This is a genomic window from Klebsiella electrica, from assembly GCF_006711645.1.
Lineage (GTDB): Bacteria > Pseudomonadota > Gammaproteobacteria > Enterobacterales > Enterobacteriaceae > Klebsiella > Klebsiella electrica.
Map to the genome: position 1 here is coordinate 1,534,226 of NZ_CP041247.1, position 26,363 is coordinate 1,560,588.

Consider the following 26,363-nt stretch of genomic DNA (forward strand, 5'->3'; position numbering starts at 1 on the left):
CAAAGCGTGCGATGTTTCACAGTATCCAGGGCCAGCTTTGCCTACCATCCCGTTTCATCAGAAGTGGGTGATTAGATTAGATTTTTCTTATCGCTGTCAGTAGAGAAGAGATGGCCACGGAGGCTGCTATGTTAACTATTTTTAAACCTGCGCCGCACAAAGCGCGTTTGCCCGCGGCGGAAATCGATCCGCTGTATCGTCGACTGCGCTGGCAAATTTTTATCGGTATTTTCTTTGGATACGCCGCTTACTATCTGGTGCGTAAGAACTTTGCTCTGGCTATGCCCTATCTGGTGGAGCAAGGATTTTCCCGCGGCGATCTGGGTTTTGCCCTCTCCGGTATTTCGATTGCCTATGGGTTTTCGAAATTCATCATGGGGTCAGTTTCGGATCGCTCGAATCCGCGCATTTTTCTGCCCGCGGGGTTGATCCTGGCCGCGCTGGTGATGCTGGTGATGGGGTTTGTCCCCTGGGCGACCTCCAGCATTATGGTGATGTTCGTGCTGCTGTTCCTCTGCGGCTGGTTCCAGGGGATGGGCTGGCCGCCGTGCGGGCGGACGATGGTGCACTGGTGGTCGCAGAAAGAACGCGGCGGCATTGTCTCGGTATGGAACTGCGCGCATAACGTCGGGGGCGGGATCCCTCCGCTGCTGTTCCTGCTGGGGATGGCGTGGTTTAACGACTGGCACGCGGCGCTGTATATGCCGGCGTTCGGCGCGATTCTGCTGGCGGTGTTCGCCTTCGCGATGATGCGCGATACGCCACAGTCCTGCGGCCTGCCGCCGATCGAAGAGTACAAAAATGACTATCCTGATGATTACAGCGAAAAGCATGAACAGGAGCTGACCGCCAGCCAGATCTTTAAGCAGTATATCCTGCCGAATAAGCTGCTGTGGTATATCGCCGTGGCGAACGTTTTTGTCTATCTGCTGCGCTACGGCATTCTCGACTGGTCGCCAACCTACCTGAAAGAAGTGAAGCACTTTGCGCTGGATAAATCCTCCTGGGCCTACTTCTTATATGAGTATGCGGGGATTCCTGGCACGCTGATTTGCGGCTGGATGTCCGACAAGGTGTTTAAGGGCAATCGCGGGGCCACCGGCGTCTTCTTTATGACGCTGGTGACGGTGGCAACCGTGGTCTACTGGCTTAACCCGCCGGGTAACCCGGGGATCGATATGGCCTGCATGATTGTGATTGGCTTTCTGATCTATGGCCCGGTGATGCTGATTGGTCTGCATGCCCTGGAGCTGGCACCGAAAAAAGCGGCGGGCACCGCCGCGGGCTTTACCGGTCTGTTTGGCTATCTCGGCGGTTCCGTTGCCGCCAGCGCGATCGTCGGCTATACCGTTGACTTTTTCGGCTGGGACGGCGGCTTCATGGTGATGATCGGCGGCAGCGTGCTGGCGGTTGTGTTGCTGGTTATCGTGATGCTGGGTGAGCGACGCCATCACCAACAACTGAAACGGTCTTAAGGAATGCGCATGAAAACGGTAGTCACGACGCTAATGACGGGGATTTTACTGGCCGGTTCGACTCTGAGCTTTTCCGCCTCCGCCGCGGATAAACTGGTCATCGCCCACCGCGGCGCCAGCGGCTATCTGCCGGAGCATACGCTGCCGGCAAAGGCGATGGCCTACGCGCAGGGCGCCGACTATCTTGAGCAGGATCTGGTGATGACTAAAGACGATCGGCTGGTGGTGCTCCATGACCACTATCTCGATCGGGTGACCGACGTCGCGGAACGTTTCCCGCAGCGCGCGCGGCCGGATGGCCGCTTCTACGCCATCGATTTTACGCTGGCGGAGATAAAATCGCTGCGGTTCAGCGAAGGCTTCGAGCCGAAGGACGGCAAGAATATACAGACCTTCCCCGGTCGCTTCCCGATGGGGAAATCGGACTTCCGTATTCATACTTTTGAAGAGGAGATCGAGTTCGTTCAGGGGCTGAACCACTCAACGGGGAAAAATATCGGTATCTACCCGGAAATTAAGGCGCCGTGGTTCCACCATCAGGAAGGCAAGGACATCGCCGTCAGCGTCCTGCAGGTGCTGAAGAAATACGGGTACACCCGCAAGCAGGATAAGGTCTATCTGCAGTGCTTTGATGCTAACGAGCTCAAGCGGATTAAGTATGAGCTGGAGCCGAAGATGGGGATGGACCTGAAGCTGGTGCAGCTGATCGCTTACACCGACTGGCACGAAACCCGGCAACGCCAGGCGGACGGTCAATGGGTTAACTACAGCTATGACTGGATGTTTAAGCCCGGCGCGATGAAGCAGATTGCGCAATATGCCGACGGGATTGGTCCGGACTACCCTATGCTGGTGGCGGGAGGTTCAACGCAGGGCCACGTGACGTTAACGGCGATGGTAAAGGAGGCGCATCGCCAGCGTCTGGTGGTGCACCCGTATACCGTGCGTGCAGACAAGCTGCCTGATTATGTCACCGATGTGAATCAGCTGTTTGACCTGCTGTACAACAAGGCCAACGTCGATGGGCTGTTTACCGATTTCCCGGATAAAGCGGTGAGTTTTTTGCAGGATAAACGCTGAAATCGCCGGGTGGCGGCTACGCCTTACCTGGCCTACAGGCGACTGCGACTACCCGGCCGACGAACTGGTGGTGTACCCGTATATCCCGGATAAAGCGGTGAGTTTTTTGCAGGATAAACGTTGAAATCGCCGGGTGGCGGCTACGCCTTACCCGGCCTACAGCCGACTGCGACTACCCGGCCGACGAACTAGTGTGACTTACCCGGCCTATAAGCTACTGTGGCTTACCTGGCCTACAAACTACGAACTGCGGTTTGGTAGGTCGGGTAAGCGAAGCGCCACCCGACAAAACTACATCTCGATTTCTATATCGCCTTTCGCCCGGCAGCAGCAGGGCAAAATCTCTCCCGGCTGGATGAATGCCAGCGGCTCGGTCAGCCAGTCAACCTGGCCGGAAACCAGCCGCGTGCGACAGGAACCACAATAGCCGGCGCGGCACTGATACTCCACGTCGATATTATGTGATTCCAGGGCAGCCAGCAGGGAAGGGTGTTCATCCTGACACTCAAGGCGAGTGTCAGAAATCTTCAGAAAAATGCGTTTCATCAGAGCTGGAAGTTGCTCAGATCGTCGGCATCGACTTCGGCGTCGATCTGGCCAACCAGGTAGGAGCTGACTTCCACTTCCTGCGGCGCAACCTGCACGTTATCGGACACCAGCCAGGTGTTGATCCACGGAATCGGGTTGGAGCGGGTCTGGAAGGGCAGATCGAGACCCACCGCCTGCATGCGGATATTGGTGATGTATTCCACGTACTGGCAGAGAATATCTTTGTTCAGGCCGATCATCGAACCGTCACGGAACAGGTAATCCGCCCACTCTTTTTCCTGCTGTGCCGCCAGCACGAACAGATCGTAGCACTCCTGCTTACACTCTTCGGCAATTTCCGCCATTTCCGGGTCGTCGACGCCGGAGCGCAGCAGATTCAGCATGTGCTGGGTGCCGGTCAGGTGCAGCGCTTCGTCGCGGGCGATCAGGCGGATGATTTTGGCGTTGCCTTCCATCAGCTTACGCTCGGCGAAAGCAAAGGAGCAGGCGAAGCTCACGTAGAAGCGAATCGCTTCCAGCGCGTTGACGCTCATCAGGCACAGGTAGAGTTTCTTTTTCAGCTCGCGCAGGTTAACGGTGATGGTTTTCCCGTTGACGGTGTGCGTGCCTTCACCCAGCAGGTGCCAGTAGCTGGTCAGCTCGATCAGCGTGTCGTAGTAGTGGGAGATACCTTCCGCACGTTTCTGGATTTGCTCGTTGGTGACGATATCGTCGAAGACCATCGCCGGGTCGTTCACGATATTCCGGATGATATGGGTATAGGAGCGCGAGTGAATCGTCTCGGAGAATGCCCAGGTTTCCACCCAGGTTTCCAGTTCCGGAATCGAAATCAGCGGCAGCAGGGCGACGTTCGGGCTACGGCCCTGAATAGAGTCCAGCAGCGTCTGATACTTCAGGTTGCTGATGAAGATATGTTTTTCGTGGTCCGGCAGCGCCTGGTAGTCGATACGATCGCGGGAGACGTCAACTTCTTCCGGGCGCCAGAAGAAGGAGAGCTGTTTTTCGATCAGCTTTTCGAAGATGTCATATTTTTGCTGATCGTAACGGGCGACGTTAACCGGCTGGCCAAAAAACATCGGCTCAAGCAGTTGATCGTTTTTCGTCTGTGAAAAAGTGGTGTATGCCATGAGTGGGGATCCTGTCCTGGAATTATATGCCGGGTGGCGCTTCGCTAACCCGGCCTACAATAGACCGTAGGCCCGGCGAGCAACGCGCCGCCGGGCAATATTATCAAATCTTACATGCGCCGCTTTCGCAGCCATCGTCCTGGATGGACGGCGCCAGATCGTCCTGGGCATCTTCCGCGCCATCACGGGTGTTGTGATAGTACAGAGTTTTTACGCCGAATTTATAGGCATTGAGCAAGTCTTTCAGCAACTGCTGCATCGGCACTTTTCCAGACTGGAAACGCGTCGGGTCATAGTTGGTGTTGGCCGAAATCGACTGGTCGATAAACTTCTGCATGATGCCCACCAGCTGCAGGTAGCCGTCATTGTTCGGCATTTCCCACAGCAGCTCGTAGCTGCCCTGCAGTTTTTCGTAGTCCGGCACCACCTGACGCAGAATGCCGTCTTTCGAGGCTTTAATGCTGACATGTCCCCGCGGCGGCTCAATGCCATTGGTGGCGTTGGAGATCTGCGAAGAGGTCTCAGACGGCATCAGCGCGGAGAGCGTGGAGTTACGCAGGCCGTGCTCTTTAATGGATTCGCGCAGCGCTTCCCAGTCGTAATGCAGCGACTCGCTAACAATCGCATCGAGATCCTTTTTATAGGTATCGATCGGCAGCACGCCCTGAGCATAGGTGGTCTCGTTGAACCACGGGCACGCGCCCTGTTCAATGGCCAGCTCATTTGAGGCTTTCAGCAGGTAATACTGAATCGCTTCAAAGGTTTTATGCGTCAGGTTGTTGGCGCTGCCGTCGGAGTAGCGTTTACCGTGCTTCGCCAGGTAGTAGGCGAAGTTGATCACGCCGATACCCAGGGTACGGCGGCCCATTGCGCCGCGTTTCGCCGCCAGAATCGGGTAGTCCTGATAATCCAGCAGCGCATCCAGCGCACGTACCGCCAGTACCGCCAGCTCTTCCAGCTCGTCGAGGCTCTCAATGGCGCCCAGGTTAAAGGCCGACAGCGTACACAGCGCGATTTCACCGTTTTCGTCGTTAACGTCATCCAGCGGTTTGGTCGGCAGCGCGATTTCCAGACACAGGTTGGACTGGCGAACCGGCGCGACAACCGGGTCAAACGGGCTGTGGGTGTTGCAGTGGTCAACGTTCTGGATGTAGATACGGCCGGTGGAAGCACGCTCCTGCATCATCAGTGAGAACAGCTCAACCGCTTTGATGCGCTGCTTGCGAATGCTGTCGTCTTTTTCGTACAGGGTGTACAGACGTTCGAATTCGTCCTGATCGGCGAAGAAGGCATCGTACAGGCCCGGGACGTCGGACGGGCTGAACAGGGTTATGTCTTCACCTTTCAGCAGACGGGTGTACATCAGTTTGTTGATCTGTACGCCGTAGTCCATGTGGCGAACGCGGTTGGCGTCGGTACCACGGTTGTTTTTCAGCACCAGCAGGCTTTCGACTTCCAGATGCCACATCGGGTAGAAGAGGGTCGCCGCACCGCCGCGGACGCCGCCCTGGGAGCAGGATTTCACCGCCGTCTGGAAGTGCTTATAGAACGGGATACAGCCGGTGTGGAACGCTTCGCCGCCGCGGATCGGGCTGCCCAGCGCACGAATGCGGCCGGCGTTGATGCCGATACCGGCGCGCTGAGAGACGTATTTCACAATGGCGCTGGAGGTGGCGTTAATAGAATCCAGGCTGTCGCCGCACTCGATCAGCACGCAGGAGCTGAACTGACGGGTCGGGGTACGCACGCCGGACATAATCGGCGTCGGCAGCGAGATTTTGAACGTCGACACCGCGTCATAGAAACGCTTGATGTAGTCCAGACGCGTCTCGCGCGGATAGTTGGAGAACAGACAGGCAGCAACCAGAATGTAGAGGAACTGAGCGCTCTCATAAATTTCACCGGTCACACGGTTCTGCACCAGATATTTGCCTTCCAGCTGCTTAACGGCAGCGTAGGAGAAGCTCATATCGCGATCGTGAACAATGAACGAATCCATCTGCTTGAACTCTTCTTCCGTGTAGTCTTCCAGCAGATGAGTATCGTATTTGCCTTTTTTCACCATCTTCGTGACGTGGTCGTACAGCGCAGGCGGCTCAAACTGACCGTAGGCTTTTTTACGCAGATGGAAGATAGCCAGGCGCGCGGCGAGATACTGATAATCCGGCGCATCGCGGGAGATCAGGTCCGCGGCTGCCTTAATGATGGTTTCGTGGATATCGGCGGTTTTGATGCCGTCGTAAAACTGAATGTGAGAGCGCAGTTCTACCTGAGAAATCGAAACGTTATTCAGTCCTTCTGCCGCCCAATCCAGTACACGATGGATTTTATCGAGATTAATGCGCTCGGTGCTACCGTCACGCTTTGTCACCAGCAGACTCTGATTCATGTGGATTATACCTGTCCGTGAGAGAAAATATCCCCCGCTTATCCACAGAACGCCGTTGTGACTAACTCTGTGGATAAATACTATATGTAGGGGGTTGTAGATAAAAGAAACGCTATATGGTGAGTATTTTAGTAAGGATTCTTTTGAGTACAAGGGTTGATTTTGACGTTAATTTGAGGTTGCGTAAGCGTAATAATCGTGAAGTCCACGTCGTATAAGGCCTGGCGGAGATGTCAATAAACTGGAAAATAAAAATGAAAATTTGATCGAGTGCTGATTTCTTCGACGGATATAAAAATTACGCGGCTTGATGCCGCGCAATCATCAGATCATCATTATATGAAAAACTGCGCTGGTTATGCGCTTTTCGCGGTTGTATGCAACATATAGTTAACATCTACGCCCGGCGCCAGCTTGAAGGTGTTGGTCAGCGGATTGTAGTGCAGGCCGATAATATGCTGCTCTTTCAGAGTAGTCTGATCCACCCAGCCGATCAGCTCCGCCGGCTTAATGAATTTTTTCACGTCATGAGTGCCTTTAGGCACCATTTTCATCACGTACTCCGCGCCGACCACCGCCATCAGCCACGCTTTACCGTTGCGGTTAATGGTCGAGAAGAAGACCTGGCCGCCGGGCTTCACCAGCCGTGCGCAGGCGTGAACCACCGATTGCGGGTCCGGAACGTGCTCCAGCATCTCCATGCAGGTCACCACATCGTACTGGCCGGCGTGCTTCGCCGCGTGCTCTTCTACCGTCTCCTGGACATAGTCGACCTGAACGCCGCTTTCCAGCGCGTGCAGCTTCGCCACCTGTAGCGGTTCAAAACCCATGTCGAGCCCGGTTACCGTTGCGCCTTCACGCGCCATGCTCTCGGCAAGGATGCCGCCGCCGCAGCCAACATCAAGGACCTTTTTGCCAAACAGGCCGCCAGAGCGCTCCGCAATATAGCCAAGGCGCAGCGGGTTGATGCGATGTAAGGGCTTGAACTCGCCCTCTAAGTCCCACCAGCGCGAGGCGACGGCTTCGAATTTAGCAATTTCATGATGATCAACGTTGTGGGCCACCGGCTGTTTTTCGGCATTCATGGGCGCTTCGACTCCTTTTCTGTTCAGACCGGCGAGTATATCAGGTGACTGGCGTGAATAAACGTCTATCCCCATCGCCTTTTGCCGCGACCGGATGACGCGAATCGGAGCGCCTGTGTTTGCCGCCACGAGGCGGCGCGAAATTCATTGGGTATAGATTTACCCGTATCACCGCGGCTGTGTTATAATTTGCGACCTTTGAATCCGGGATACAGTAGAGGGATAGCGGTTAGATGAGCGACCTTGCGAGAGAAATTACACCGGTCAACATTGAGGAAGAGCTTAAGAGCTCGTATCTGGATTATGCGATGTCGGTCATTGTTGGCCGTGCGCTGCCGGATGTCCGAGATGGCCTGAAACCGGTACACCGTCGCGTACTTTACGCCATGAACGTATTGGGCAATGACTGGAACAAAGCCTATAAAAAATCCGCCCGTGTCGTGGGTGACGTAATCGGTAAATACCACCCTCATGGTGATACCGCCGTTTATGACACCATTGTACGTATGGCGCAGCCATTCTCCTTGCGTTATATGCTGGTCGATGGCCAGGGTAACTTCGGTTCTGTCGATGGCGACTCCGCCGCAGCGATGCGTTATACGGAAATCCGTATGTCGAAAATCGCCCACGAGCTGATGGCCGACCTGGAAAAAGAGACGGTTGATTTTGTCGACAACTATGACGGCACGGAACGTATCCCTGACGTCATGCCGACGAAAATCCCTAACCTGCTGGTGAACGGTTCGTCCGGTATCGCCGTCGGGATGGCAACCAACATTCCGCCGCACAACCTGACGGAAGTGATCAACGGCTGCCTGGCTTATATCGACGATGAAAATATCTCCGTTGAAGGGCTGATGGAGCATATCCCGGGGCCGGACTTCCCGACCGCCGCCATTATTAATGGTCGTCGTGGTATTGAGGAAGCGTACCGCACCGGTCGTGGCAAAATTTATATTCGCGCCCGCGCAGAGGTGGAAACCGATGCGAAAACGGGTCGTGAAACCATCATCGTGCACGAAATTCCGTATCAGGTGAACAAAGCGCGTCTGATCGAGAAAATTGCCGAGCTGGTGAAAGACAAACGCGTTGAAGGCATCAGCGCGCTGCGTGACGAGTCTGATAAAGACGGGATGCGCATCGTGATTGAAGTGAAACGCGATGCGGTGGGCGAAGTGGTTCTCAACAACCTCTACTCCCAGACGCAACTGCAGGTCTCCTTCGGTATCAACATGGTTGCGCTGCACCATGGTCAGCCGAAGATCATGAACCTGAAAGATATTCTTTCTGCGTTCGTGCGCCACCGCCGTGAAGTGGTGACGCGTCGTACCATTTTCGAACTGCGTAAAGCCCGCGATCGTGCGCATATCCTCGAAGCGCTGGCGATTGCGCTGGCCAACATCGACCCGATCATCGAGCTTATCCGCCGCGCGCCAACGCCTGCGGAAGCGAAAGCGGGTCTGATTGCGCGATCCTGGGATCTGGGCAACGTGGCGGCGATGCTGGAACGTGCCGGTGATGATGCCGCGCGTCCGGAGTGGCTGGAGCCAGAGTTCGGCGTGCGCGACGGTCAATACTATCTGACCGAACAGCAGGCACAGGCTATCCTGGATCTGCGTCTGCAGAAACTGACCGGCCTTGAGCATGAAAAACTGCTTGATGAATACAAAGAGCTGCTGGAACAGATCGCTGAACTGCTGCATATTCTGGGCAGCGCCGATCGTCTGATGGAAGTGATTCGTGAAGAGCTGGAAGCCATGCGCGAACAGTTCGGCGACCCGCGTCGTACCGAAATCACCACCAACACCGCGGATATCAACATCGAAGATCTGATCAACCAGGAAGATGTGGTGGTCACCCTGTCTCACCAGGGCTATGTGAAGTATCAGCCGCTGACCGACTATGAGGCGCAGCGTCGCGGCGGCAAAGGTAAATCGGCTGCACGTATTAAAGAAGAAGACTTTATCGACCGCCTGCTGGTGGCTAATACCCATGACACGATCCTCTGCTTCTCCAGCCGTGGTCGTCTGTACTGGATGAAGGTCTATCAGCTGCCGGAAGCCAGCCGTGGCGCGCGCGGGCGTCCAATCGTCAACCTGCTGCCGCTGGAAGCCAACGAACGTATCACCGCCATTCTGCCGGTACGCGAATACGAAGAAGGCGTGAACGTCTTTATGGCGACCGCCAGCGGTACCGTGAAGAAAACCGCGCTGACCGAGTTCAGCCGTCCGCGTTCTGCCGGGATCATCGCGGTGAACCTGAACGAAGGCGACGAGCTGATTGGCGTTGACCTGACGAACGGGAATGATGAAGCGATGCTGTTCTCAGCCGCCGGTAAAGTGGTGCGCTTTAAAGAGAGCGCGGTCCGTGCCATGGGCCGTACCGCAACCGGCGTTCGCGGCATCAAGCTGGCGGGTGACGATAAAGTGGTTTCGCTTATCATCCCACGCGGCGAAGGCGCTATCCTGACCGTCACGCAGAATGGTTACGGTAAACGTACCGCGGCGGCAGAGTATCCGACGAAGTCCCGTGCCACGCAGGGCGTTATCTCGATTAAGGTCACCGAGCGTAACGGTTCCGTGGTCGGCGCCGTGCAGGTTGATGATTGCGATCAGATAATGATGATCACCGATGCGGGCACGCTGGTGCGTACGCGCGTTTCGGAAGTCAGCATCGTCGGTCGTAACACGCAGGGCGTTATTCTGATCCGTACCGCGGAAGATGAAAACGTCGTGGGCCTGCAGCGCGTAGCCGAACCGGTTGATGATGAAGAGCTGGATGCCATCGACGGCAGCGTAGCGGAAGGCGACGACGAGATCGCGCCGGAAACTGACGCTGACGCGGATGATGACGCTGGCGAAGATGAAGAATAATCTGCGCTAGTGGTGCGAAAAGGGCCGGGAGATACCCCGGCCCTTTTTATTGCTACGCAGTGCTTTATCCGAGGCGAAATCCAGAGAGTATAACGTTGCGACGAAACGTGTTTACCGCTACCTTAACCCCATTCTGTTGAGTCCTTGACGGCCGAGTATCGCCACATTGAAATATCTTGCCTCTTTTCATACCACGCTAAAGGTTTCACGCTACCTGTTCAGGGCGCTGGCGGTACTGCTCTGGATGCTGATCGCTTTCGTTTCCGTGTTCTATATCGTCAACGCCCTGCATGACCGGGAGTCGGAAATCCGCCAGGAATTTAACCTCAATGCCGATCAGGCGCAGCGTTATATCCAGCGGACCGCGGATGTGATTAAAGAGCTGAAATACGTGGCGGGCAACCGTCCGAGCGGCGGCGAGGGAGGGGCCACTGCGGTTCCGAACGGCAACATCGCCGTTCCAGATTTCGAGCCGCTGTACGCCGATTCTGATTGCGGGGCGATGGGGGCCACCTGGCGTAACTCCCTGCAGTCGCTGGCGTGGTTTATGCGCTACTGGCGCGATAACTTTTCCGCGACCTATGATCTCAACCGCATCTTCCTCATTGGCAGCGATAATTTGTGTATGGCCAACTTTGGCCTGCGGGAAATGCCGCTGGAGCGCGATCAGGCGCTGAAAGTGCTGCACCAGCGGATTGAGCAGTACCGCGATGCGCCGCAAAACGAGCGCGGCAACAACCTGTTCTGGATAAGTCAGGGCATGCGTCCGGGCGTGGGCTATTTTTACGCGCTGACGCCGGTGTATATGGCAAACCGCCTGCAGGCGCTGCTGGGCGTTGAGCAGACCATTCGTATGGAGAGCTTCTTTACGCCGGGCAGCCTGCCAATGAGCGTCACGATTCTTGATGACAACGGACAGCCGCTTATTTCTCTTGCCGGGCAGGAGAACAAAATCAAGGGCGACGCCCGCTGGATGCAGGAGCGGATCTGGTTTGGCTACACCGCGGGTTTCCGCGAGCTGGCGCTGAAGAAGAGCCTGCCGCCGTCGTCGTTAAGCATTGTCTATTCCGTGTCGGTCGATCAGGTGCTCGAACGTATCCGGATGCTGATTATCAACGCGATTATCCTGAATATCCTGACCGGGGTTATCCTGTTTGCCCTGGCGCGGATGTATGAGCGGCGAATCTTTATCCCGGCGGAAAATGATGCCCAGCGTCTGGAAGAGCATGAGCAGTTCAACCGTAAAATCGTCGCCTCGGCGCCGGTGGGGATTTGTATCCTGCGCACCCTCGATGGCACCAATATTCTGAGCAACGAACTGGCGCACAACTACCTCAATATGCTGACCCATGAGGACCGACAGCGGTTAACGCAGATTATTTGCGGCCAGCAGGTCAACTTCGTGGATGTGCTGACCAGCAACAACACCAACCTGCAGATTAGCTTCGTGCATTCGCGCTATCGCAATGAAAACGTCGCGATTTGCGTGCTGGTCGACGTCAGCGCCCGCGTCAAGATGGAAGAGTCGTTGCAGGAGATGGCGCAGGCCGCGGAGCAGGCCAGCCAGTCGAAATCCATGTTCCTCGCCACCGTCAGCCATGAGCTGCGAACGCCGCTGTACGGGATTATCGGTAACCTCGACCTGCTGCAAACCAAAGAGCTGCCTAAAGGGGTAGACAGGCTGGTCACGGCGATGAATAACTCTTCGAGCCTGCTGCTGAAAATTATCAGCGATATCCTCGATTTCTCAAAAATCGAATCCGAGCAGCTGAAAATCGAACCCGGTGAGTTTTCGCCGCGTGAGGTGATGAACCATATCTCCGCTAACTATTTACCGCTGGTGGTGCGTAAACAGCTGGGGCTGTACTGCTTTATCGAGCCTGACGTTCCGCAGCTGATGTCCGGCGATCCGATGCGTTTGCAGCAGGTCATTTCTAACCTGCTGAGCAACGCCATTAAGTTTACCGATACCGGCTGTATCGTCCTGCACGTGCAGTGCGCCGGGGATTACCTGCAAATTAGCGTGCGCGATACAGGCGAGGGGATCCCGGCAAAAGAGGTGGTGCGCCTGTTTGATCCGTTCTTCCAGGTGGGGACCGGCGTACAGCGCAACTTCCAGGGCACCGGACTGGGGCTGGCGATCTGTGAAAAGCTGATCAGCATGATGGACGGCGATATTGCCGTTGAAACCGAACCGGGAATGGGCAGCCGCTTTACCATTCGTATTCCGCTGTACGGTGTGCAAAACCGCCCGCCGCTGGTGATTGAAGGTCTGGCGGGTAAATGCTGCTGGCTGGCTATCCGCAATACCTCCTTGGCACTGTTTGTCGAGTCGCTGCTCAAGCATCACGGTCTGCAGAGCCAAATCTATGACGGGCAACAGCCAGGGGCTGATGATATTTTGCTGACCGATGATGAGGATCAGCAGGACATGCGCTGGCAGGGGAGTGCGGCGGTGATTTTCTGTCGCCGCCATATCGGTATTCCGCTGGAACGCGCGCCTGGCGAGTGGGTACACAGCGTGACGACACCGCACGAACTGCTGCCGCTACTGGGACGTATCTTGCGCATTGCGGTGACGACCACCGAACACGGCCCGGCGCTCAGCGCGCCGGAAACCCAGGTCGCCAGCAATGACGATATGATGATCCTGGTGGTGGACGACCACCCGATTAATCGCCGGCTACTGGCCGACCAGCTTGGCTCGCTCGGATATCAGTGCGTGACGGCGAACGATGGGGTCGATGCGCTGGGCGTGCTGAGTAAACAGCATATCGACATTGTGCTGAGCGATGTCAACATGCCGAATATGGATGGCTATCGCCTGACGCAACGTATCCGCGAGCTGGGAATGACCCTGCCGGTCATCGGGGTGACCGCCAACGCGCTGGCTGAGGAGAAACAGCGCTGTCTGGAGTCGGGGATGGATAACTGTCTGTCTAAACCGGTAACGCTCGATATTATCAAGCAGACGCTGGCAATCTACGCCGCGCGGGTGCGTAAAGAACGTCAGGAACAGGAATAGGGCAGGAAACCGCTGTGGACTTGCCCGGATAAGGCGCGGCGCCGTTATCCGGGCTGGAAGCGTTACTCTTTGTCAGTGGCGCTCAGAGAAACGGAAGACAGGTAGTTCAGCAGCGCGATATCGTTTTCCACGCCCAGTTTCATCATCGCCGATTTCTTCTGGCTACTGATGGTTTTAATGCTGCGGTTCAGTTTTTTGGCAATCTCGGTCACGAGAAAACCTTCGGCGAACAGGCGCAGCACTTCGCTCTCTTTCGGCGACAGGCGCTTGTCGCCGTAACCGCTGGCGCTGATTTTTTCCAGCAGGCGCGAAACGCTTTCCGGAGTGAATTTTTTGCCTTTCTGCAGTGCCGCCAGCGCTTTGGGCAGATCGGTCGGGGCGCCTTGTTTCAGCACGATCCCTTCGATATCCAGATCCAGCACTGCGCTCAGGATAGCCGGATTGTTGTTCATCGTCAGAACGATGATAGACAGATCCGGGAAATGGCGTTTGATGTATTTGATCAACGTGATCCCGTCGCCGTATTTATCGCCCGGCATCGACAGGTCGGTAATCAAAACGTGTGCGTCTAACTTAGGAAGATTATTGATAAGTGCCGTTGAATCTTCAAATTCGCCGACCACGTTGACCCATTCGATTTGCTCAAGGGATTTACGAATACCGAACAGTACGATCGGGTGGTCATCGGCAATAATTACGTTCATAGTGTTCATGTATTAGGCTACCTTGCTACAGCAAGCTCTTGACGTAAACGTCAATGTCGCTGATATATTTTTCTATGCCTTGCGCATCTTTCTCGCGAATCAGATGCTCAAGCGTTTCACATAACTGTTTGCCGGGTATCAGATTAAGCATAGCAAACGCCCCTTTGAGGCGGTGCGCTGTCTGGGCCAGCGCAGCTAAGTCGCTCGTTGCCAGTTCAGTATACAGCCTCTTAACATCATCCGGAACTGTGTCGGCAAACAGTGCGTAATAGCCGTTGGCATGGAGTTCGGCGTTACTTTCGCTTCCCGCAGAGGTGGCTTGCCCCTCTTCCTGCGCCAGTTGCTGTTCAATCAGTTGCAGAATCGCTTCCTGCATCGCTGTGCTGATATTAAAATTGACACGCAGCTGGCCTGGGCCAATTTTGCGTATCCCGACCTCATCATCGCTTAAAAGCAAGCCCGAAGCAGTAAGATTAGACGGATTATCCGTTAAAAAGAGATCGTATTGTTGACTTGTCAGCCTTTCATCCGGCGTGATGCAGGTTGCTCCCCAGCTTTCGAGCTGGCGCACCACAATCCGCCGGACCTCATTGGCGGTAATATCCAGCATCACCACGACATCATCCAGCAGATGTTCGCCGGAGTTGCTCTCTTCTTCGCTGGCCGGCATTTTGAGATGCAGCGAATAGCGGGTTCCCAGCGACTCGCGCGCCTTGATATTCATCTGACCGCCAAGCCTGCGCGTCAGGCGATCGCAGAGCCAGAAGGTGAGGGCGTTGGCTTTCCCATACCGATCGGACTGGGTCTCGTTAAGGAACGGGAAGTGCATATTGTCGATTTCGTTGCCGGAAACGCCGTTGCCGGTATCGAGAATACGGAAAGTCAGCCGGTCGTCTGCGGGCTCGTCTTTACTCACTTCGAGCGTGATTTTGCCCATTTGCGTCGTGGTCACCGAGTATTGAATGAGCAACAGCAGCGTACGGCGCAGCGCATCGCGATCGCCATAGCGCTGTTCATTGGCCGGCAGCGCATTGTTCATCAGCAGCTGCAGACCTTTACGTTTAATGCTCGGCAATACTTCAGGCACCACTTCATCGATCAGCTCCTGAATGGAGAACCGCACTGGATTGCTTTTCCAGCTATCGCTCTCCAGCAGGTTCGCCAGCTGAATTTCATCAATCAGCTGTACCAGCTGGTCCGCATGCTGCGCAAGCTGGAGGCTTTGGGCAATACCCATGGCTGCCGCTTCTTCGGCCAGGCTCTGCGCCGGCTGTTTTAAGGCGCTGCCGATATGCTGCATAAATGCCATGCGCCCCTGCTGGTTTTTCTCATACAGACGCTGGGCCTGTTTCAGTTTTTTATTGACCAGCACTTCCCGGTCCTGATCGCGAATAATGAAGATCTGCGTGCGCGGCGCAACCTGGCTGCGATACTGACGGATTTCATACAGTTCGTTGTTGATAGTCGCCTGAATCACTCCCTGATGCTGATCGGCCATGTTGGTGATGTTTTGCAGATTCAGATGCGGCAGGAGATGATCGGCAATCGGGTTGCTGATAATCGTGCGGTTGGCTTCCTGATCGTGGACCAGCAGCCCCAGCGGCAGCAGCGAGACTATCTCTTCGTTAATGGCGCGCAGGGTGCGCAATTCGCTATTGGCCGCGGAAGAGACGGCGGTGCCGCTCTGACGGCTGCGGCCATTGTAATGGCGAAACGTCGTGAAGCCGAACAGCGTTAAAGCCAGCAGACCGATGATCAGCAGCAGCGGCAGGAGAACATTCTGCAGGGATTCCAGCAGCATAGAACCGAAGGGAACCACCCAGATCAGACGCATCCCAGTGGTGCTGATGCTGGTGATGATCTCAATCCGTGCCCCGTTAAAGTCGATATTGACGCTATCGGCGGTCTCTTTTTCCGGGTTAGTGACCGTGTTTTGCGCCGGGTCGGGTTCAATACGGAAATTATCCAGCGGCATGCCGGGCGGAATCAGGTCATTTATCGGCAGGTCAAAGGCAACAACGGTCGCCAGATGGCCCGGCTGGTTAAAGGTGGTGCGCAGGGTGAAATAGTGGCCATTCTGCCAGGAGAGGCGGCGCAGAGAGGAAAAGGTTTCCCGCTCGTCCAGGGTGTTGGCCTGCAGCAGCATCTCCGCGCGGCGGGATTCGACCACGCTGGTAATCGTTGACTCTTTAAAGCTGGATGACAGGTCTTTCAGCGGCAGCGTCGACACCAGGATCAGGCTGTTATCCAGACCATTCAGATAGTACATCGACCAGGGGATGGTTTCCGCCCCCCACAAGATGTCGAGGTAGCTGGACATTTTCTGCGTCATCTCGAGGGTCGCGCTGTCGTGCGAACCAAAGATCAGCGCTTCGGTTTTCCGCCGCGGTTTTTCCAGGTAGTAAACATCCTGCTTCAAACGCGTTTCTTGCAGGCCATCGCCGGCGTTGCTGGAAGGGGTGGCGGCGATATTGTCGTAAATCTGCCAGGTTGCGTAGCGCCAGGTATCGATGCGTTTATGCAGCGCGTGGCTGACATCAATGACCTGATAGCTTTTATCTTTTAGCCAGGTATTGACCGCGCTTTGGATCATAACCCCCATCGTCGCCAGCAGGACGATGACCATTAAAATGAAGAAGCGGGTGATGCTGCCTGGCATCAGAGAGAATTTTTTCTGGGTCATCGTGTGAGAGAGCGACTCATCAAGGTTTGTAAGCAGGGCATCGCCCCAGGTAGCTGCTAGCAGAGTGAATACGCTACTCAGTATAAAGGCTAATTTATCAAATCCATACTACAGATTGCGGCTCGCCAGTTTTTTTTAAGCGTAAGAATTATCTCAAAAAGATCTGACGCCAGAAGATGTACAGCCCGGCGAGATTTGTACAATTACTTACCTGTCGTGGGCAATAAATAGCACTAAATAACAAGAAATTATCTGGATAAGACTTTACTCACCCGTAAGGTGATTGATTAATAAACGTTATTTTTTTTCGTGAATATCACAGGATAATTAAGGTTATGTAAAGAAGGGTAAAAAAAAACCGAATGCGAGGCATCCGGTTGAAATAGGGGTAAACAGACATTCAGAACTGAATGACGGTAATAAATAAAGTTAATGATGATAGCGTAAGTTATTCTAGTCGCCGGGGGTGATTTTGTTTTGTCATTCAGTGCTATACATGAGTCAACGTGTAACTGCATGAACTTAATAAATAAAATTTATTTTCTTGATTATTAGTGCTTATTTTTTTGCTTTTTAGGGATGAAGAAAAGTTCCCGCCTGTTTACAATTTGAAACATCTTGTGCGCATTTTGAAACACCTTAGAAGTTTTCGTATCATATTCTTGTTGGATTATTCTGCATTTTACAGCACAATGAATATAGCCGACTGATTAGAAGGGTAATCAGTAAGCAGTGGCAATAATAAAAGGCATATAACAAACAGAGGGTTAATAACATGAAAGTTAAAGTACTGTCCCTCCTGGTACCGGCTCTGCTGGTAGCAGGCGCAGCAAATGCGGCTGAAATTTATAACAAAGATGGCAACAAATTAGATCTGTACGGCAAAATCGACGGTCTGCACTATTTCTCTGACGACAAGAGCGTTGACGGCGACCAGACCTACATGCGTTTAGGCGTTAAAGGCGAAACTCAGATCAATAACCAGCTGACCGGCTACGGCCAGTGGGAATACAACGTTCAGGCGAACAACACTGAAAGCTCCAGCAATCAGGCATGGACTCGTCTGGCATTCGCAGGTCTGAAATTCGGCGACGCGGGCTCTTTCGACTACGGTCGTAACTACGGCGTTGTTTACGACGTCACTTCCTGGACCGACGTTCTGCCGGAATTCGGCGGCGACACCTACGGTTCCGACAACTTCCTGCAGTCCCGTGCTAACGGTGTTGCAACCTACCGTAACTCTGACTTCTTCGGTCTGGTTGACGGCCTGAACTTTGCTCTGCAGTACCAGGGTAAAAACGGCAGCGTCAGCGGCGAAGGCGCGACCAACAACGGCCGTGGCTGGAGCAAACAAAACGGCGACGGTTTCGGTACTTCTGTCACTTATAACATCTGGGACGGCATCAGCGCTGGTTTCGCATACGGTCACTCTAAACGTACTGACGATCAGAACGCAGCTGGCCTGCTGGGTAAAGGCGACAATGCTGAAACCTACACCGGCGGCCTGAAATACGACGCGAACAACATCTACCTGGCGACTCAGTACACCCAGACCTACAACGCAACCCGCGCTGGCTCCTTGGGCTTTGCTAACAAAGCACAGAACTTCGAAGTCGCTGCACAGTACCAGTTCGATTTCGGTCTGCGTCCGTCCGTGGCTTACCTGCAGTCTAAAGGTAAGGATCTGGAAGGCTTCGGCGACCAGGATCTCCTGAAATATGTTGATGTTGGCGCGACCTACTACTTCAACAAAAACATGTCCACCTATGTTGATTACAAAATCAACCTGCTGGACGACAACAACTTCACTCGTAGCGCCGGTATCTCTACCGACAACGTGGTTGCTCTGGGCCTGGTTTACCAGTTCTAAGCACGCTGAAGTCTTGAAAAAGGCGCCTCTGGCGCCTTTTTTTATGCCCGGTTTAACCTCGCTGGTGTAATCTTGCTGCCTTAGCAAGAGGAACCTGATTTTATGGATATCACTTTTTTCCGCAGCGCGCTGTTCAGCGTCTGCGTACTGCTTTCCGGCTGCGATTCAGCCACGACCCCCACTACGCCAAAGAGCGCCGCGACGGTACTCGATGGTAAGACGATGGGCACATTCTGGCGGGTCAGCGTCATTGGCATGGATGAAGGCAAAGCCGAGGCGCTGCGACGGAAGGTGCAGGCGCAGCTTGATGCCGACGATCGCCTGCTCTCCACCTGGAAAAACGATTCTGCGCTGATGCGCTTTAACCATGCCGCCACGACCGAGCCGTGGCCGGTCAGCGAGGCGATGGCCGATATTGTCACCCTGTCGCTGCGTATCGGCGCAAAAACCGCGGGCGCCATGGATATTACGGTGGGGCCGCTGGTGAATCTCTGGGGATTTGGCCCCGCCAGGCAACCGGTTAAAACGCCGGATCCTCAGCAGATTGCCGCCGCGAAAGCGCGCACCGGGCTCCAGCATCTGACGGTCATTAACCATGCGGATCGGCAATATCTGCAAAAAGACATCCCGGATCTGTTTGTCGATCTCTCTACCGTTGGCGAAGGCTATGCCGCCGATCATCTGGCTCGTCTGATGGAGCAGGAGGGGATTTCCCGTTACCTGGTTTCGGTCGGCGGAGCGTTGGTCAGCCGGGGGATGAATGCCGACGGGCAGCCGTGGCGAGTGGCCATCCAGAAACCAACCGATCGCGAAAATGCCGTACAGGCGATTGTGGATATCAACGGGCATGGAATCAGCACCTCCGGCAGCTACCGCAACTATTATGAGCTGGACGGCAAACGTATTTCCCACGTTATCGATCCGCAAACCGGCCGGCCTATCGATCATAAACTGGTCTCGGTCACGGTCATCGCCCCGACGGCGCTGGAAGCCGATGGCTGGGATACCGGCCTGATGGTGCTGGGGCCGGAAAGAGCGCAGGAAGTGGTGCGCAAACAGGGGCTGGCGGTCTACATGATCGTTAAAGAGGGCGACGGGTTTAAAACCTGGATGTCGCCGCAGTTCCGCACTTTCCTCGTCGGCGAAAAGAATTAAACCGCAAGATTTCGGGTTTTTTTCATCGGGCGCTGATTCAGACTGACGATACACTTAAAGCAGGAGCCCATGATGAAACCGATAATTGCTGATACCGACGATCGCCGCTGGCAGGCGGTATGCGATCGTGATGCGCGAGCCGATGGTCAGTTTGTCTTTGCCGTCCTGACCACCGGCATCTGCTGCCGCCCGTCCTGCCGTTCGCGGCGAGCGCTGCGGGAGAATGTTCGCTTTTACCCCGGCGTTGAGGCAGCTATCGCCGATGGCTTTCGTCCCTGTAAGCGCTGCCAGCCGGATAAAAGCGATCCGCAGCAGCAGAAGGTGGACAAAGTCACTCGAGCCTGTCGCCTGCTGGAACAGGAATCGCCGGTGACCCTTGAGACGCTGGCGCAGGAGCTGGCGGTCAGCCCCTTTCATTTTCACCGTTTGTTCAAATCCGTCACCGGCATGACACCGAAAGCCTGGCAACAGGCCTGGCGCGCGCGACGTTTGCGCGAAGCGCTGGGGCAGGGTGAAAAAGTGACGCCCGCCGTGTTGGCCGCAGGCTTCCCCGGAGGCAGCAGCTATTATCGCCAGGCGGATGCCGCGCTTGGGATGACCGCCCGCCAGTTTCGCCGCGGCGGTGAGGATACCGACATTATCTATACCGTCGGCGACTGCGCGGTCGGCCGCTGTCTGGTCGCGGAAAGTGAACGGGGGGTCTGCGCCGTTTTACCGGGGGAAGAGGATGCGGCGTTGCTTGATGCGTTATCCCGTCTCTTCCCTCACGCCCGGCTTCTGTCGGGGGATGCGCATTTTTGCCTGCGGGTCTCCCAGGTTTTCGCCCATCTGGACGATCCTCGCCAGGCCATTAATCTGCCGCTGGATCTGCGCGGCACCGCGTTTCAGCTGCGAGTCTGGCAGGCGTTGCGCCAGATCCCGGCAGGAGAAACCCGCAGCTATCGTCAGGTCGCGCAGAGCATTGGTCAACCCCGTGCGGTCAGAGCCGTGGCAGGCGCCTGCGCGGCCAATAAACTGGCAATGGTTATCCCGTGTCATCGGGTCGTCCGCGAGGGCGGGGCGCTCTCAGGCTACCGCTGGGGAACGGCCCGCAAAGCGCAATTGTTGGCCCGGGAAGCGCAAACCGAGGAGAAGTGATGCTCGATTTATTTGCCGATATGCCCCCCTGGCAGGAGCCGCTGGCGCCGGGGGCCACCATTCTGCGGCGTTTCGCCCACCCGCGCGCGGCGGCGTTGCTGCAGGCGATAAAGCAGGTCGCCAGCCGTTCGCCGTTTCGGCAAATGGTGACGCCGGGAGGTTATACCATGTCGGTGGCGATGACCAACTGCGGCAGACTTGGCTGGACCACCGATATGCACGGCTACCTCTATGCCCCTGACGATCCGCTAACCAGCGAGGCCTGGCCGCCGATGCCGGCGATCTTTCGCGAACTGGCGGCGGAAGCGGCGTCTGCCGGCGGCTATCCTCATTTTGCCCCCGACGCCTGTCTGATCAACCGCTACCTGCCGGGGGCCAAGCTATCGCTACATCAGGATAAAGATGAACGCGATCTGCGGGCGCCTATCGTTTCAGTGTCGCTGGGGCTGCCCGCCGTGTTCCAGTTTGGCGGTCTGCGGCGCAACGATCCGCTGCAGCGCGTGCTGCTGGAGCATGGCGATGTGGTGGTCTGGGGCGGGGAATCACGCCTGTTTTACCACGGTATCCAACCGCTGAAAGAGGGCGACCATCCGCAAACCGGCGCCTGTCGTTACAATCTCACCTTCCGTCTGGCTGGCGGCAGAGAATAAAAATAAGAATTATTCTTGATGTCATGGGCGAGCCGTTTAAACTGCTGGCTGTTTTGCTTGCCCGGATTGTGTGTTATGGAACTTGTGCTGCTTGTCTGGCGCCAGTATCGCTGGCCGTTTATCTCCGTCATGGCCCTGAGTCTGCTCAGCGCGGCGCTGGGAATCGGGCTTATCGCCTTTATTAATCTGCGTCTGATGACCGTGGTCGATACCTCGCTGGCGGTGCTGCCGGAGTTTCTCGGTTTATTGCTGCTGCTGATGGTCGTGACGCTGAGTTCCCAACTGGCCCTGACCACGCTGGGACACCATTTTGTCTTCCGCCTGCGCGGCGAATTTATCAAGCGCATCCTTGATAGCCAAATCGAAAAGGTCGAGAAGAGCGGCAGCGCGTCGCTACTTGCCGGCTTAACCAGCGACATTCGCAATATCACCATCGCTTTTGTGCGCCTGCCGGAGCTGGTGCAGGGGATTATCCTGACCTTTGGTTCCGCCGCCTATCTGGCGTGGCTGTCGGGCAAAATGATGATGGTCACCGCGCTGTGGATGGCGCTGACCATCTGGGGCGGGTTTGTGCTGGTGGCTCGCGTCTACAGGCATATGGCGACACTGCGGGAAACGGAAGACAAGCTGTACCACGACTACCAGACGGTGCTGGAGGGGCGCAAAGAGTTAACCCTTAACCGGGAACGCGCGGAATACGTGTTTAATCAGCTTTATCTGCCGGATGCCCGCGAATATCGTCACCATATTATCCGCGCCGATACGTTCCATCTCAGCGCGGTGAACTGGTCGAATATTATGATGCTGGGGGCCATCGGACTGGTGTTCTGGATGGCAAACAGCCTCGGCTGGGCGAATACCGCGGTGGCGGCGACCTACTCGCTGACCCTGTTGTTCCTGCGCACGCCGCTGCTGTCGGCGGTCGGAGCGCTGCCGACGTTGCTCAGCGCCCAGGTGGCGTTCAACAAGCTGAACACTTTCTCTCTGGCAGTCTATCGCGCCGACTTCCCTCGGCCGGAACCACATCCACGCTGGCAGACCCTGGAACTGCGCGACGTCTGCTTCCACTATCCGGATAACAGCTTTGCCGTCGGGCCGATTAATCTGACCCTGCAGCGCGGCGAGCTGGTGTTTTTAATTGGCGGCAACGGCAGCGGTAAATCGACGCTGGCGATGTTGCTGACCGGGTTGTACCAACCAGCCTGCGGGCAGATTCTGCTCGATGGTCAGCCCCTGGCGGCGGATAAGCCCGAAGAGTACCGCCAGCTTTTTTCGGCAGTCTTTACCGATGTCTGGCTGTTCGACAGGCTGCTGGGGCCCGGCGGCAAAGCGGCAGATCCCGCGCTGGTCGGCCAGTGGATGGGTTACCTGAAAATGACGCATAAGCTGCAGCTGGATAACGGCCGGATTGTCGATTTGAAGCTGTCGAAAGGGCAGAAAAAACGCGTTGCGCTGCTGCTGGCGCTGGCGGAGGAGCGGGATATCATCCTGCTTGACGAGTGGGCGGCGGATCAGGACCCGCATTTTCGTCGCGAGTTTTACCAGCTGCTGCTGCCGCTGATGCAGCAAATGGGGAAAACCGTTTTCGCCATTAGCCATGACGATCATTATTTCCAGCATGCCGACCGCCTGCTGGAGATGCGCAGCGGCCAGTTGACGGAGCTGACGGGAGAAGAGCGCGAGCTGGCGACCCGGGATGCGGTGGCCCGTACCGCCTGATTGAGCGCGTCGTCGGCTCACCGGCGGCGCGATTGTTGATTTTTCCGCCGCCTGAACGGAGCGACGGTTATTTTTCTCCCTCCCCGCGCTATGCTTATGGCTCCTGGCCTGCCACATGTTCTCAAAAGGATTGCCTGACCGATGTCCGTTTCGCATAAAAAAAGCGCCAGATTACGTGATGAAGAGCGCGCCCGCCTGATCTGGCTACTGGCCACCGATAAAGCCGTGACCTCGGCGCTGCTGGGAAAATTAACGCTGGCTGAACGCTATGACGACGGCACGCTGGCTGACGATCTGGCGGAGGTCGAGGTGCTGGTCTCCCACCTGCCGCCGCCGGACCTCGCCGATGCCCTCGAAGCGCTGCCGTACGACGGGCGTAATGCGCTCTGGCAGCTGGTCAGCAATGATAAACGCGGCGAGGTGTTGCTCGAGGCATCGGAAAACGTCTGGGGCGATCTCATCGATAAGATGAGCGACCACGAGCTGCTCGATGCCCTGCAAACCCTGGATATTGACGAACAGGTCTATCTGGTTCAGCACCTGCCGCGCAACCTGACCGGACGCCTGCTGGCGACGATGCCGCCGGATAAGCGCGCGCGCGTCCGCCAGATGATGCGCTACGCCGATAATACCGTCGGGGCAATCATGGAGTTCGAAGTGATTGTCGTGCGCCCGGAAATGACGCTGGCGGCGGTACAGCGCTACCTGCGGCGGCTGGGCAAAATGCCGGAGAACACCGATAAGCTGTTTGTGACCACCCGCAATAAGCTCCTGCTGGGTGAACTCCAGCTGCAAACGATTCTGCTCAATGATGCGCAAAAACGGGTCGGCGACGTCATGGAAGGGGACCCGGTGACGTTCCAGCCGCACGAAGAGGCCGAAAAGGTGGCGCGTACCTTTGAACGTGACGACCTGATCAGCGCCGCGGTGATTGACGCGGAAGGGAAGCTGATGGGGCGTCTGACCATCGATGAGATTGTTGACGTCGTCTATGAAGAGACGGACAGCGATCTGCGCGGCATGGGCGGCCTGAGCAGCGAAGAAGATGTCTTTGCTCCGGTCAGTAAAGCGGTGAAGACCCGTTGGGCGTGGCTGGCGGTCAATCTGTGCACCGCCTTTATCGCCTCGCGAGTGATAGACGGCTTTGAACACACCATTTCACAGCTGGTGGCGCTGGCCTCGCTGATGCCGATCGTCGCCGGGATCGGCGGCAACACCGGCAATCAGACGATCACTATGATCGTGCGCGCGATGGCGTTACAGCACATCCAGCCCGGCAGCTTTTCATTTCTGATCATGCGTGAAATGGGCGTCGCGTTGATTAACGGTCTGGTATGGGGCGGGATCATGGGGGCGATCACCTGGTGGTTGTATCAGGACCCGCAGCTGGGTGGCGTGATGACGCTGGCGATGATGCTGAATCTGCTGATGGCCGCGATGATGGGGGTGATCATCCCGATGGTGATGGTCAAACTGGGGCGCGATCCGGCGGTCGGCTCCAGCGTGATGATCACCGCTATCACCGACACCGGCGGTTTCTTTATTTTTCTCGGTCTGGCGACGATATTTCTGATGTAAGCGCCGGTCTGTTGCGCAGGCGGCGAGGAATCAGCGCCATCACCACCAGCCCGGCCAGAACGCCAATAGCCAGATTGCTGGTCCCGACCGTCGCGGCGACGGTCGCCAGCATGACCAGCGTTTCCGGCCACGGATGACGCGCCACTTCCGTCGGACGAACGCTATGCCAGCTGAAGGTCCTGGCCGCCACGATAACCATCACTGCGGCCAGCACCACCATCGGAATTTTCGCCATCACGTCACTCAGCGCGGTCACCAGCAGCAGCAGGACGAGGCCTGCCGCAACGGTTGAGACGCGACTTCGGCCCTTGCCCATTTCGACGTTAACGATGGTCTGCCCGATCATCGCGCAGCCGGCGATGCCGCCGTAGAGTCCGGCGAGAATATTGGCAATGCCCAGTCCGGTACTCTCGCGCGCTTTGCTGGATGGCGTGTGGGTCAGATCATCCACGAGTTTCGCCGTCAGCAGCGATTCCAGCAGCCCAACGAAGGCGATACTCAACGCGCAGGGCCAGATAATGTTCAGCGTGTGCAGATCGAGCGGTACCAGCAGAGCGGTCAGCCCAGGCAGCCCGCCGCTCATGCTGCCTGCATCACCAACGGTGGGCAACAGCTGGCCGGTGGTGACGGTAAACAGCGTCAGCAGGATGATGGCGATCAGCGGCGAAGGGATGGCTTTGATATAGCGCGGCGCCCACAGCACAATCAGCAGCGTCAGTACAAACAGGCCGAGGATCAGCGGCTGGCTGCTCCAGAAATGCGGCACCTGGGCAAAGAAGATCAGTATCCCCAGCGCATTCACAAAACCGGTCATCACCGATTGAGGAATAAAGCGCATCAGCCGGGCCATGCCGCACAACCCAAACAAAATTTGAATAATGCCAGCCAGAATGACAGCGGGCAGGATATACCCGACGCCGTGCTGATGCACCATCGGACCAATCACCAGCGCCACCGACCCCGCCGCCGCGGTGACCATGGCCGGTCTGCCGCCGAGCACCGACATCGCCAGACAGAGCACGACGGACGCAATCAGGCTGACTTTCGGATCCACCCCGGCAATCACCGAGAAGGAGATAACCTCTGGAATCAGGGCCAGCGCGGTGAGGACGCCAGCCAGCGTTTCGCGGGCCAGCAGTGACGGCGAGCGTAATACGTGGCGAGGCGCGCCGTTTGAAGCGGGTGGGGTGTGGTTGGGGGCCTGATGCATACGCGTTTCGCTGGTAGATAAAAGCCGGAGCCACGAGCCTGAGCTTGTGTGCGG

General features: G+C 56.2%; 17 protein-coding genes. 10 read left to right on the forward strand and 7 right to left on the reverse strand.

Annotated features, from left to right (window positions below):
- Positions 1-128: 128 nt before the first annotated feature.
- The gene (gene glpT / locus Electrica_RS07415; protein WP_131048201.1) at positions 129-1,475 is read left to right on the forward strand and encodes a glycerol-3-phosphate transporter; all 1,347 of its coding nucleotides are present in this window, start codon (positions 129-131) and stop codon (positions 1,473-1,475) included.
- A gap of 9 nt (positions 1,476-1,484) precedes the next feature.
- Complete coding sequence (glpQ, locus tag Electrica_RS07420) at positions 1,485-2,555, forward strand: glycerophosphodiester phosphodiesterase (RefSeq protein WP_141964116.1); 1,071 nt, start codon at positions 1,485-1,487, stop codon at positions 2,553-2,555.
- Between the two features lie 291 nt (positions 2,556-2,846).
- Here the strand turns inward: glpQ and yfaE are convergent, their stop codons facing one another.
- The 4 genes from yfaE to ubiG all read right to left on the reverse strand — a co-directional run bounded on the left by yfaE (position 2,847) and on the right by ubiG (position 7,705).
- Positions 2,847-3,101, reverse strand: coding sequence for a class I ribonucleotide reductase maintenance protein YfaE (gene yfaE, locus Electrica_RS07425; protein ID WP_004201692.1), 255 nt, complete (start codon positions 3,099-3,101; stop codon positions 2,847-2,849).
- On the reverse strand, positions 3,101-4,231 hold the full coding sequence (gene nrdB / locus Electrica_RS07430) for a class Ia ribonucleoside-diphosphate reductase subunit beta (protein ID WP_131048199.1): 1,131 nt from the start codon (positions 4,229-4,231) through the stop codon (positions 3,101-3,103). The genes yfaE and nrdB overlap by 1 nt, the downstream gene beginning before the upstream one ends.
- A 103-nt stretch (positions 4,232-4,334) precedes the next feature.
- A complete protein-coding gene (gene nrdA / locus Electrica_RS07435; protein WP_131048198.1) occupies positions 4,335-6,620 on the reverse strand; it encodes a class 1a ribonucleoside-diphosphate reductase subunit alpha in 2,286 nt (761 codons plus the stop codon).
- Positions 6,621-6,976: 356 nt separating this feature from the next.
- Positions 6,977-7,705 carry a bifunctional 2-polyprenyl-6-hydroxyphenol methylase/3-demethylubiquinol 3-O-methyltransferase UbiG gene (gene ubiG, locus Electrica_RS07440; RefSeq protein ID WP_100682752.1) on the reverse strand — a complete coding sequence of 243 codons (729 nt, stop codon included), beginning with the start codon at positions 7,703-7,705 and terminating at the stop codon, positions 6,977-6,979.
- Positions 7,706-7,938: 233 nt separating this feature from the next.
- Between ubiG and gyrA the strand changes: the two genes are divergently transcribed.
- Both gyrA and rcsC read left to right on the forward strand, forming a co-directional pair.
- Positions 7,939-10,578 (forward strand): DNA topoisomerase (ATP-hydrolyzing) subunit A, encoded by a 2,640-nt coding sequence (gene gyrA, locus Electrica_RS07445; RefSeq protein ID WP_100682751.1) that lies wholly within the window; start codon positions 7,939-7,941, stop codon positions 10,576-10,578.
- Positions 10,579-10,744: 166 nt separating this feature from the next.
- Positions 10,745-13,603 (forward strand): two-component system sensor histidine kinase RcsC, encoded by a 2,859-nt coding sequence (gene rcsC / locus Electrica_RS07450; protein ID WP_141964118.1) that lies wholly within the window; start codon positions 10,745-10,747, stop codon positions 13,601-13,603.
- A 62-nt stretch (positions 13,604-13,665) separates the two neighbouring features.
- Here rcsC and rcsB read toward each other — a convergent pair whose 3' ends face one another.
- Positions 13,666-14,316 (reverse strand): response regulator transcription factor RcsB, encoded by a 651-nt coding sequence (gene rcsB / locus Electrica_RS07455; RefSeq protein WP_002913007.1) that lies wholly within the window; start codon positions 14,314-14,316, stop codon positions 13,666-13,668.
- A 16-nt stretch (positions 14,317-14,332) separates the two neighbouring features.
- Positions 14,333-16,990: a phosphotransferase RcsD gene (gene rcsD / locus Electrica_RS07460; protein ID WP_141964120.1), complete on the reverse strand. Its 2,658-nt coding sequence runs from the start codon at positions 16,988-16,990 to the stop codon at positions 14,333-14,335.
- 775 nt (positions 16,991-17,765) lie between these two features.
- On the opposite strand from rcsD, the gene Electrica_RS07465 reads away from it, so the two are divergent.
- The 6 genes from Electrica_RS07465 to mgtE all read left to right on the forward strand — a co-directional run bounded on the left by Electrica_RS07465 (position 17,766) and on the right by mgtE (position 25,099).
- The gene (locus Electrica_RS07465) at positions 17,766-18,860 is read left to right on the forward strand and encodes a porin OmpC (RefSeq protein WP_141964122.1); all 1,095 of its coding nucleotides are present in this window, start codon (positions 17,766-17,768) and stop codon (positions 18,858-18,860) included.
- A gap of 102 nt (positions 18,861-18,962) precedes the next feature.
- Positions 18,963-20,015: an FAD:protein FMN transferase ApbE gene (gene apbE, locus Electrica_RS07470; protein ID WP_141964124.1), complete on the forward strand. Its 1,053-nt coding sequence runs from the start codon at positions 18,963-18,965 to the stop codon at positions 20,013-20,015.
- Positions 20,016-20,087: 72 nt separating this feature from the next.
- Complete coding sequence (ada, locus tag Electrica_RS07475; protein ID WP_142255855.1) at positions 20,088-21,152, forward strand: bifunctional DNA-binding transcriptional regulator/O6-methylguanine-DNA methyltransferase Ada; 1,065 nt, start codon at positions 20,088-20,090, stop codon at positions 21,150-21,152.
- Entirely contained in the window at positions 21,152-21,802 is a 651-nt protein-coding gene (alkB, locus tag Electrica_RS07480; protein WP_141964125.1) for a DNA oxidative demethylase AlkB, read from the forward strand. Before ada ends, alkB begins: the two co-directional genes overlap by 1 nt.
- A 75-nt stretch (positions 21,803-21,877) precedes the next feature.
- Positions 21,878-23,521 carry a multidrug ABC transporter permease/ATP-binding protein gene (locus tag Electrica_RS07485; protein WP_141964127.1) on the forward strand — a complete coding sequence of 548 codons (1,644 nt, stop codon included), beginning with the start codon at positions 21,878-21,880 and terminating at the stop codon, positions 23,519-23,521.
- 141 nt (positions 23,522-23,662) lie between these two features.
- The gene (gene mgtE / locus Electrica_RS07490) at positions 23,663-25,099 is read left to right on the forward strand and encodes a magnesium transporter (RefSeq protein ID WP_100682736.1); all 1,437 of its coding nucleotides are present in this window, start codon (positions 23,663-23,665) and stop codon (positions 25,097-25,099) included.
- Here mgtE and Electrica_RS07495 read toward each other — a convergent pair.
- Entirely contained in the window at positions 25,062-26,309 is a 1,248-nt protein-coding gene (locus Electrica_RS07495) for a SulP family inorganic anion transporter (protein WP_141964129.1), read from the reverse strand. The genes mgtE and Electrica_RS07495 overlap by 38 nt on opposite strands.
- Between the last annotated feature and the right edge of the window lie 54 nt (positions 26,310-26,363).

Excerpts from the sequence above, each read along its gene's own strand:
- glpT (WP_131048201.1), top strand. The coding sequence starts at position 129 with ATGTTAACTATTTTTAAACCTGCGCCGCACAAAGCGCGTTTGCCCGCG.
- glpQ (WP_141964116.1), top strand. The coding sequence starts at position 1,485 with ATGAAAACGGTAGTCACGACGCTAATGACGGGGATTTTACTGGCCGGT.
- yfaE (WP_004201692.1), bottom strand. The coding sequence starts at position 3,101 with ATGAAACGCATTTTTCTGAAGATTTCTGACACTCGCCTTGAGTGTCAG.
- nrdB (WP_131048199.1), bottom strand. The coding sequence starts at position 4,231 with ATGGCATACACCACTTTTTCACAGACGAAAAACGATCAACTGCTTGAG.
- nrdA (WP_131048198.1), bottom strand. The coding sequence starts at position 6,620 with ATGAATCAGAGTCTGCTGGTGACAAAGCGTGACGGTAGCACCGAGCGC.
- ubiG (WP_100682752.1), bottom strand. The coding sequence starts at position 7,705 with ATGAATGCCGAAAAACAGCCGGTGGCCCACAACGTTGATCATCATGAA.
- gyrA (WP_100682751.1), top strand. The coding sequence starts at position 7,939 with ATGAGCGACCTTGCGAGAGAAATTACACCGGTCAACATTGAGGAAGAG.
- rcsB (WP_002913007.1), bottom strand. The coding sequence starts at position 14,316 with ATGAACACTATGAACGTAATTATTGCCGATGACCACCCGATCGTACTG.
- rcsD (WP_141964120.1), bottom strand. The coding sequence starts at position 16,990 with ATGACCCAGAAAAAATTCTCTCTGATGCCAGGCAGCATCACCCGCTTC.
- Electrica_RS07465 (WP_141964122.1), top strand. The coding sequence starts at position 17,766 with ATGAAAGTTAAAGTACTGTCCCTCCTGGTACCGGCTCTGCTGGTAGCA.
- apbE (WP_141964124.1), top strand. The coding sequence starts at position 18,963 with ATGGATATCACTTTTTTCCGCAGCGCGCTGTTCAGCGTCTGCGTACTG.
- ada (WP_142255855.1), top strand. The coding sequence starts at position 20,088 with ATGAAACCGATAATTGCTGATACCGACGATCGCCGCTGGCAGGCGGTA.
- alkB (WP_141964125.1), top strand. The coding sequence starts at position 21,152 with ATGCTCGATTTATTTGCCGATATGCCCCCCTGGCAGGAGCCGCTGGCG.
- Electrica_RS07485 (WP_141964127.1), top strand. The coding sequence starts at position 21,878 with ATGGAACTTGTGCTGCTTGTCTGGCGCCAGTATCGCTGGCCGTTTATC.
- mgtE (WP_100682736.1), top strand. The coding sequence starts at position 23,663 with ATGTCCGTTTCGCATAAAAAAAGCGCCAGATTACGTGATGAAGAGCGC.
- Electrica_RS07495 (WP_141964129.1), bottom strand. The coding sequence starts at position 26,309 with ATGCATCAGGCCCCCAACCACACCCCACCCGCTTCAAACGGCGCGCCT.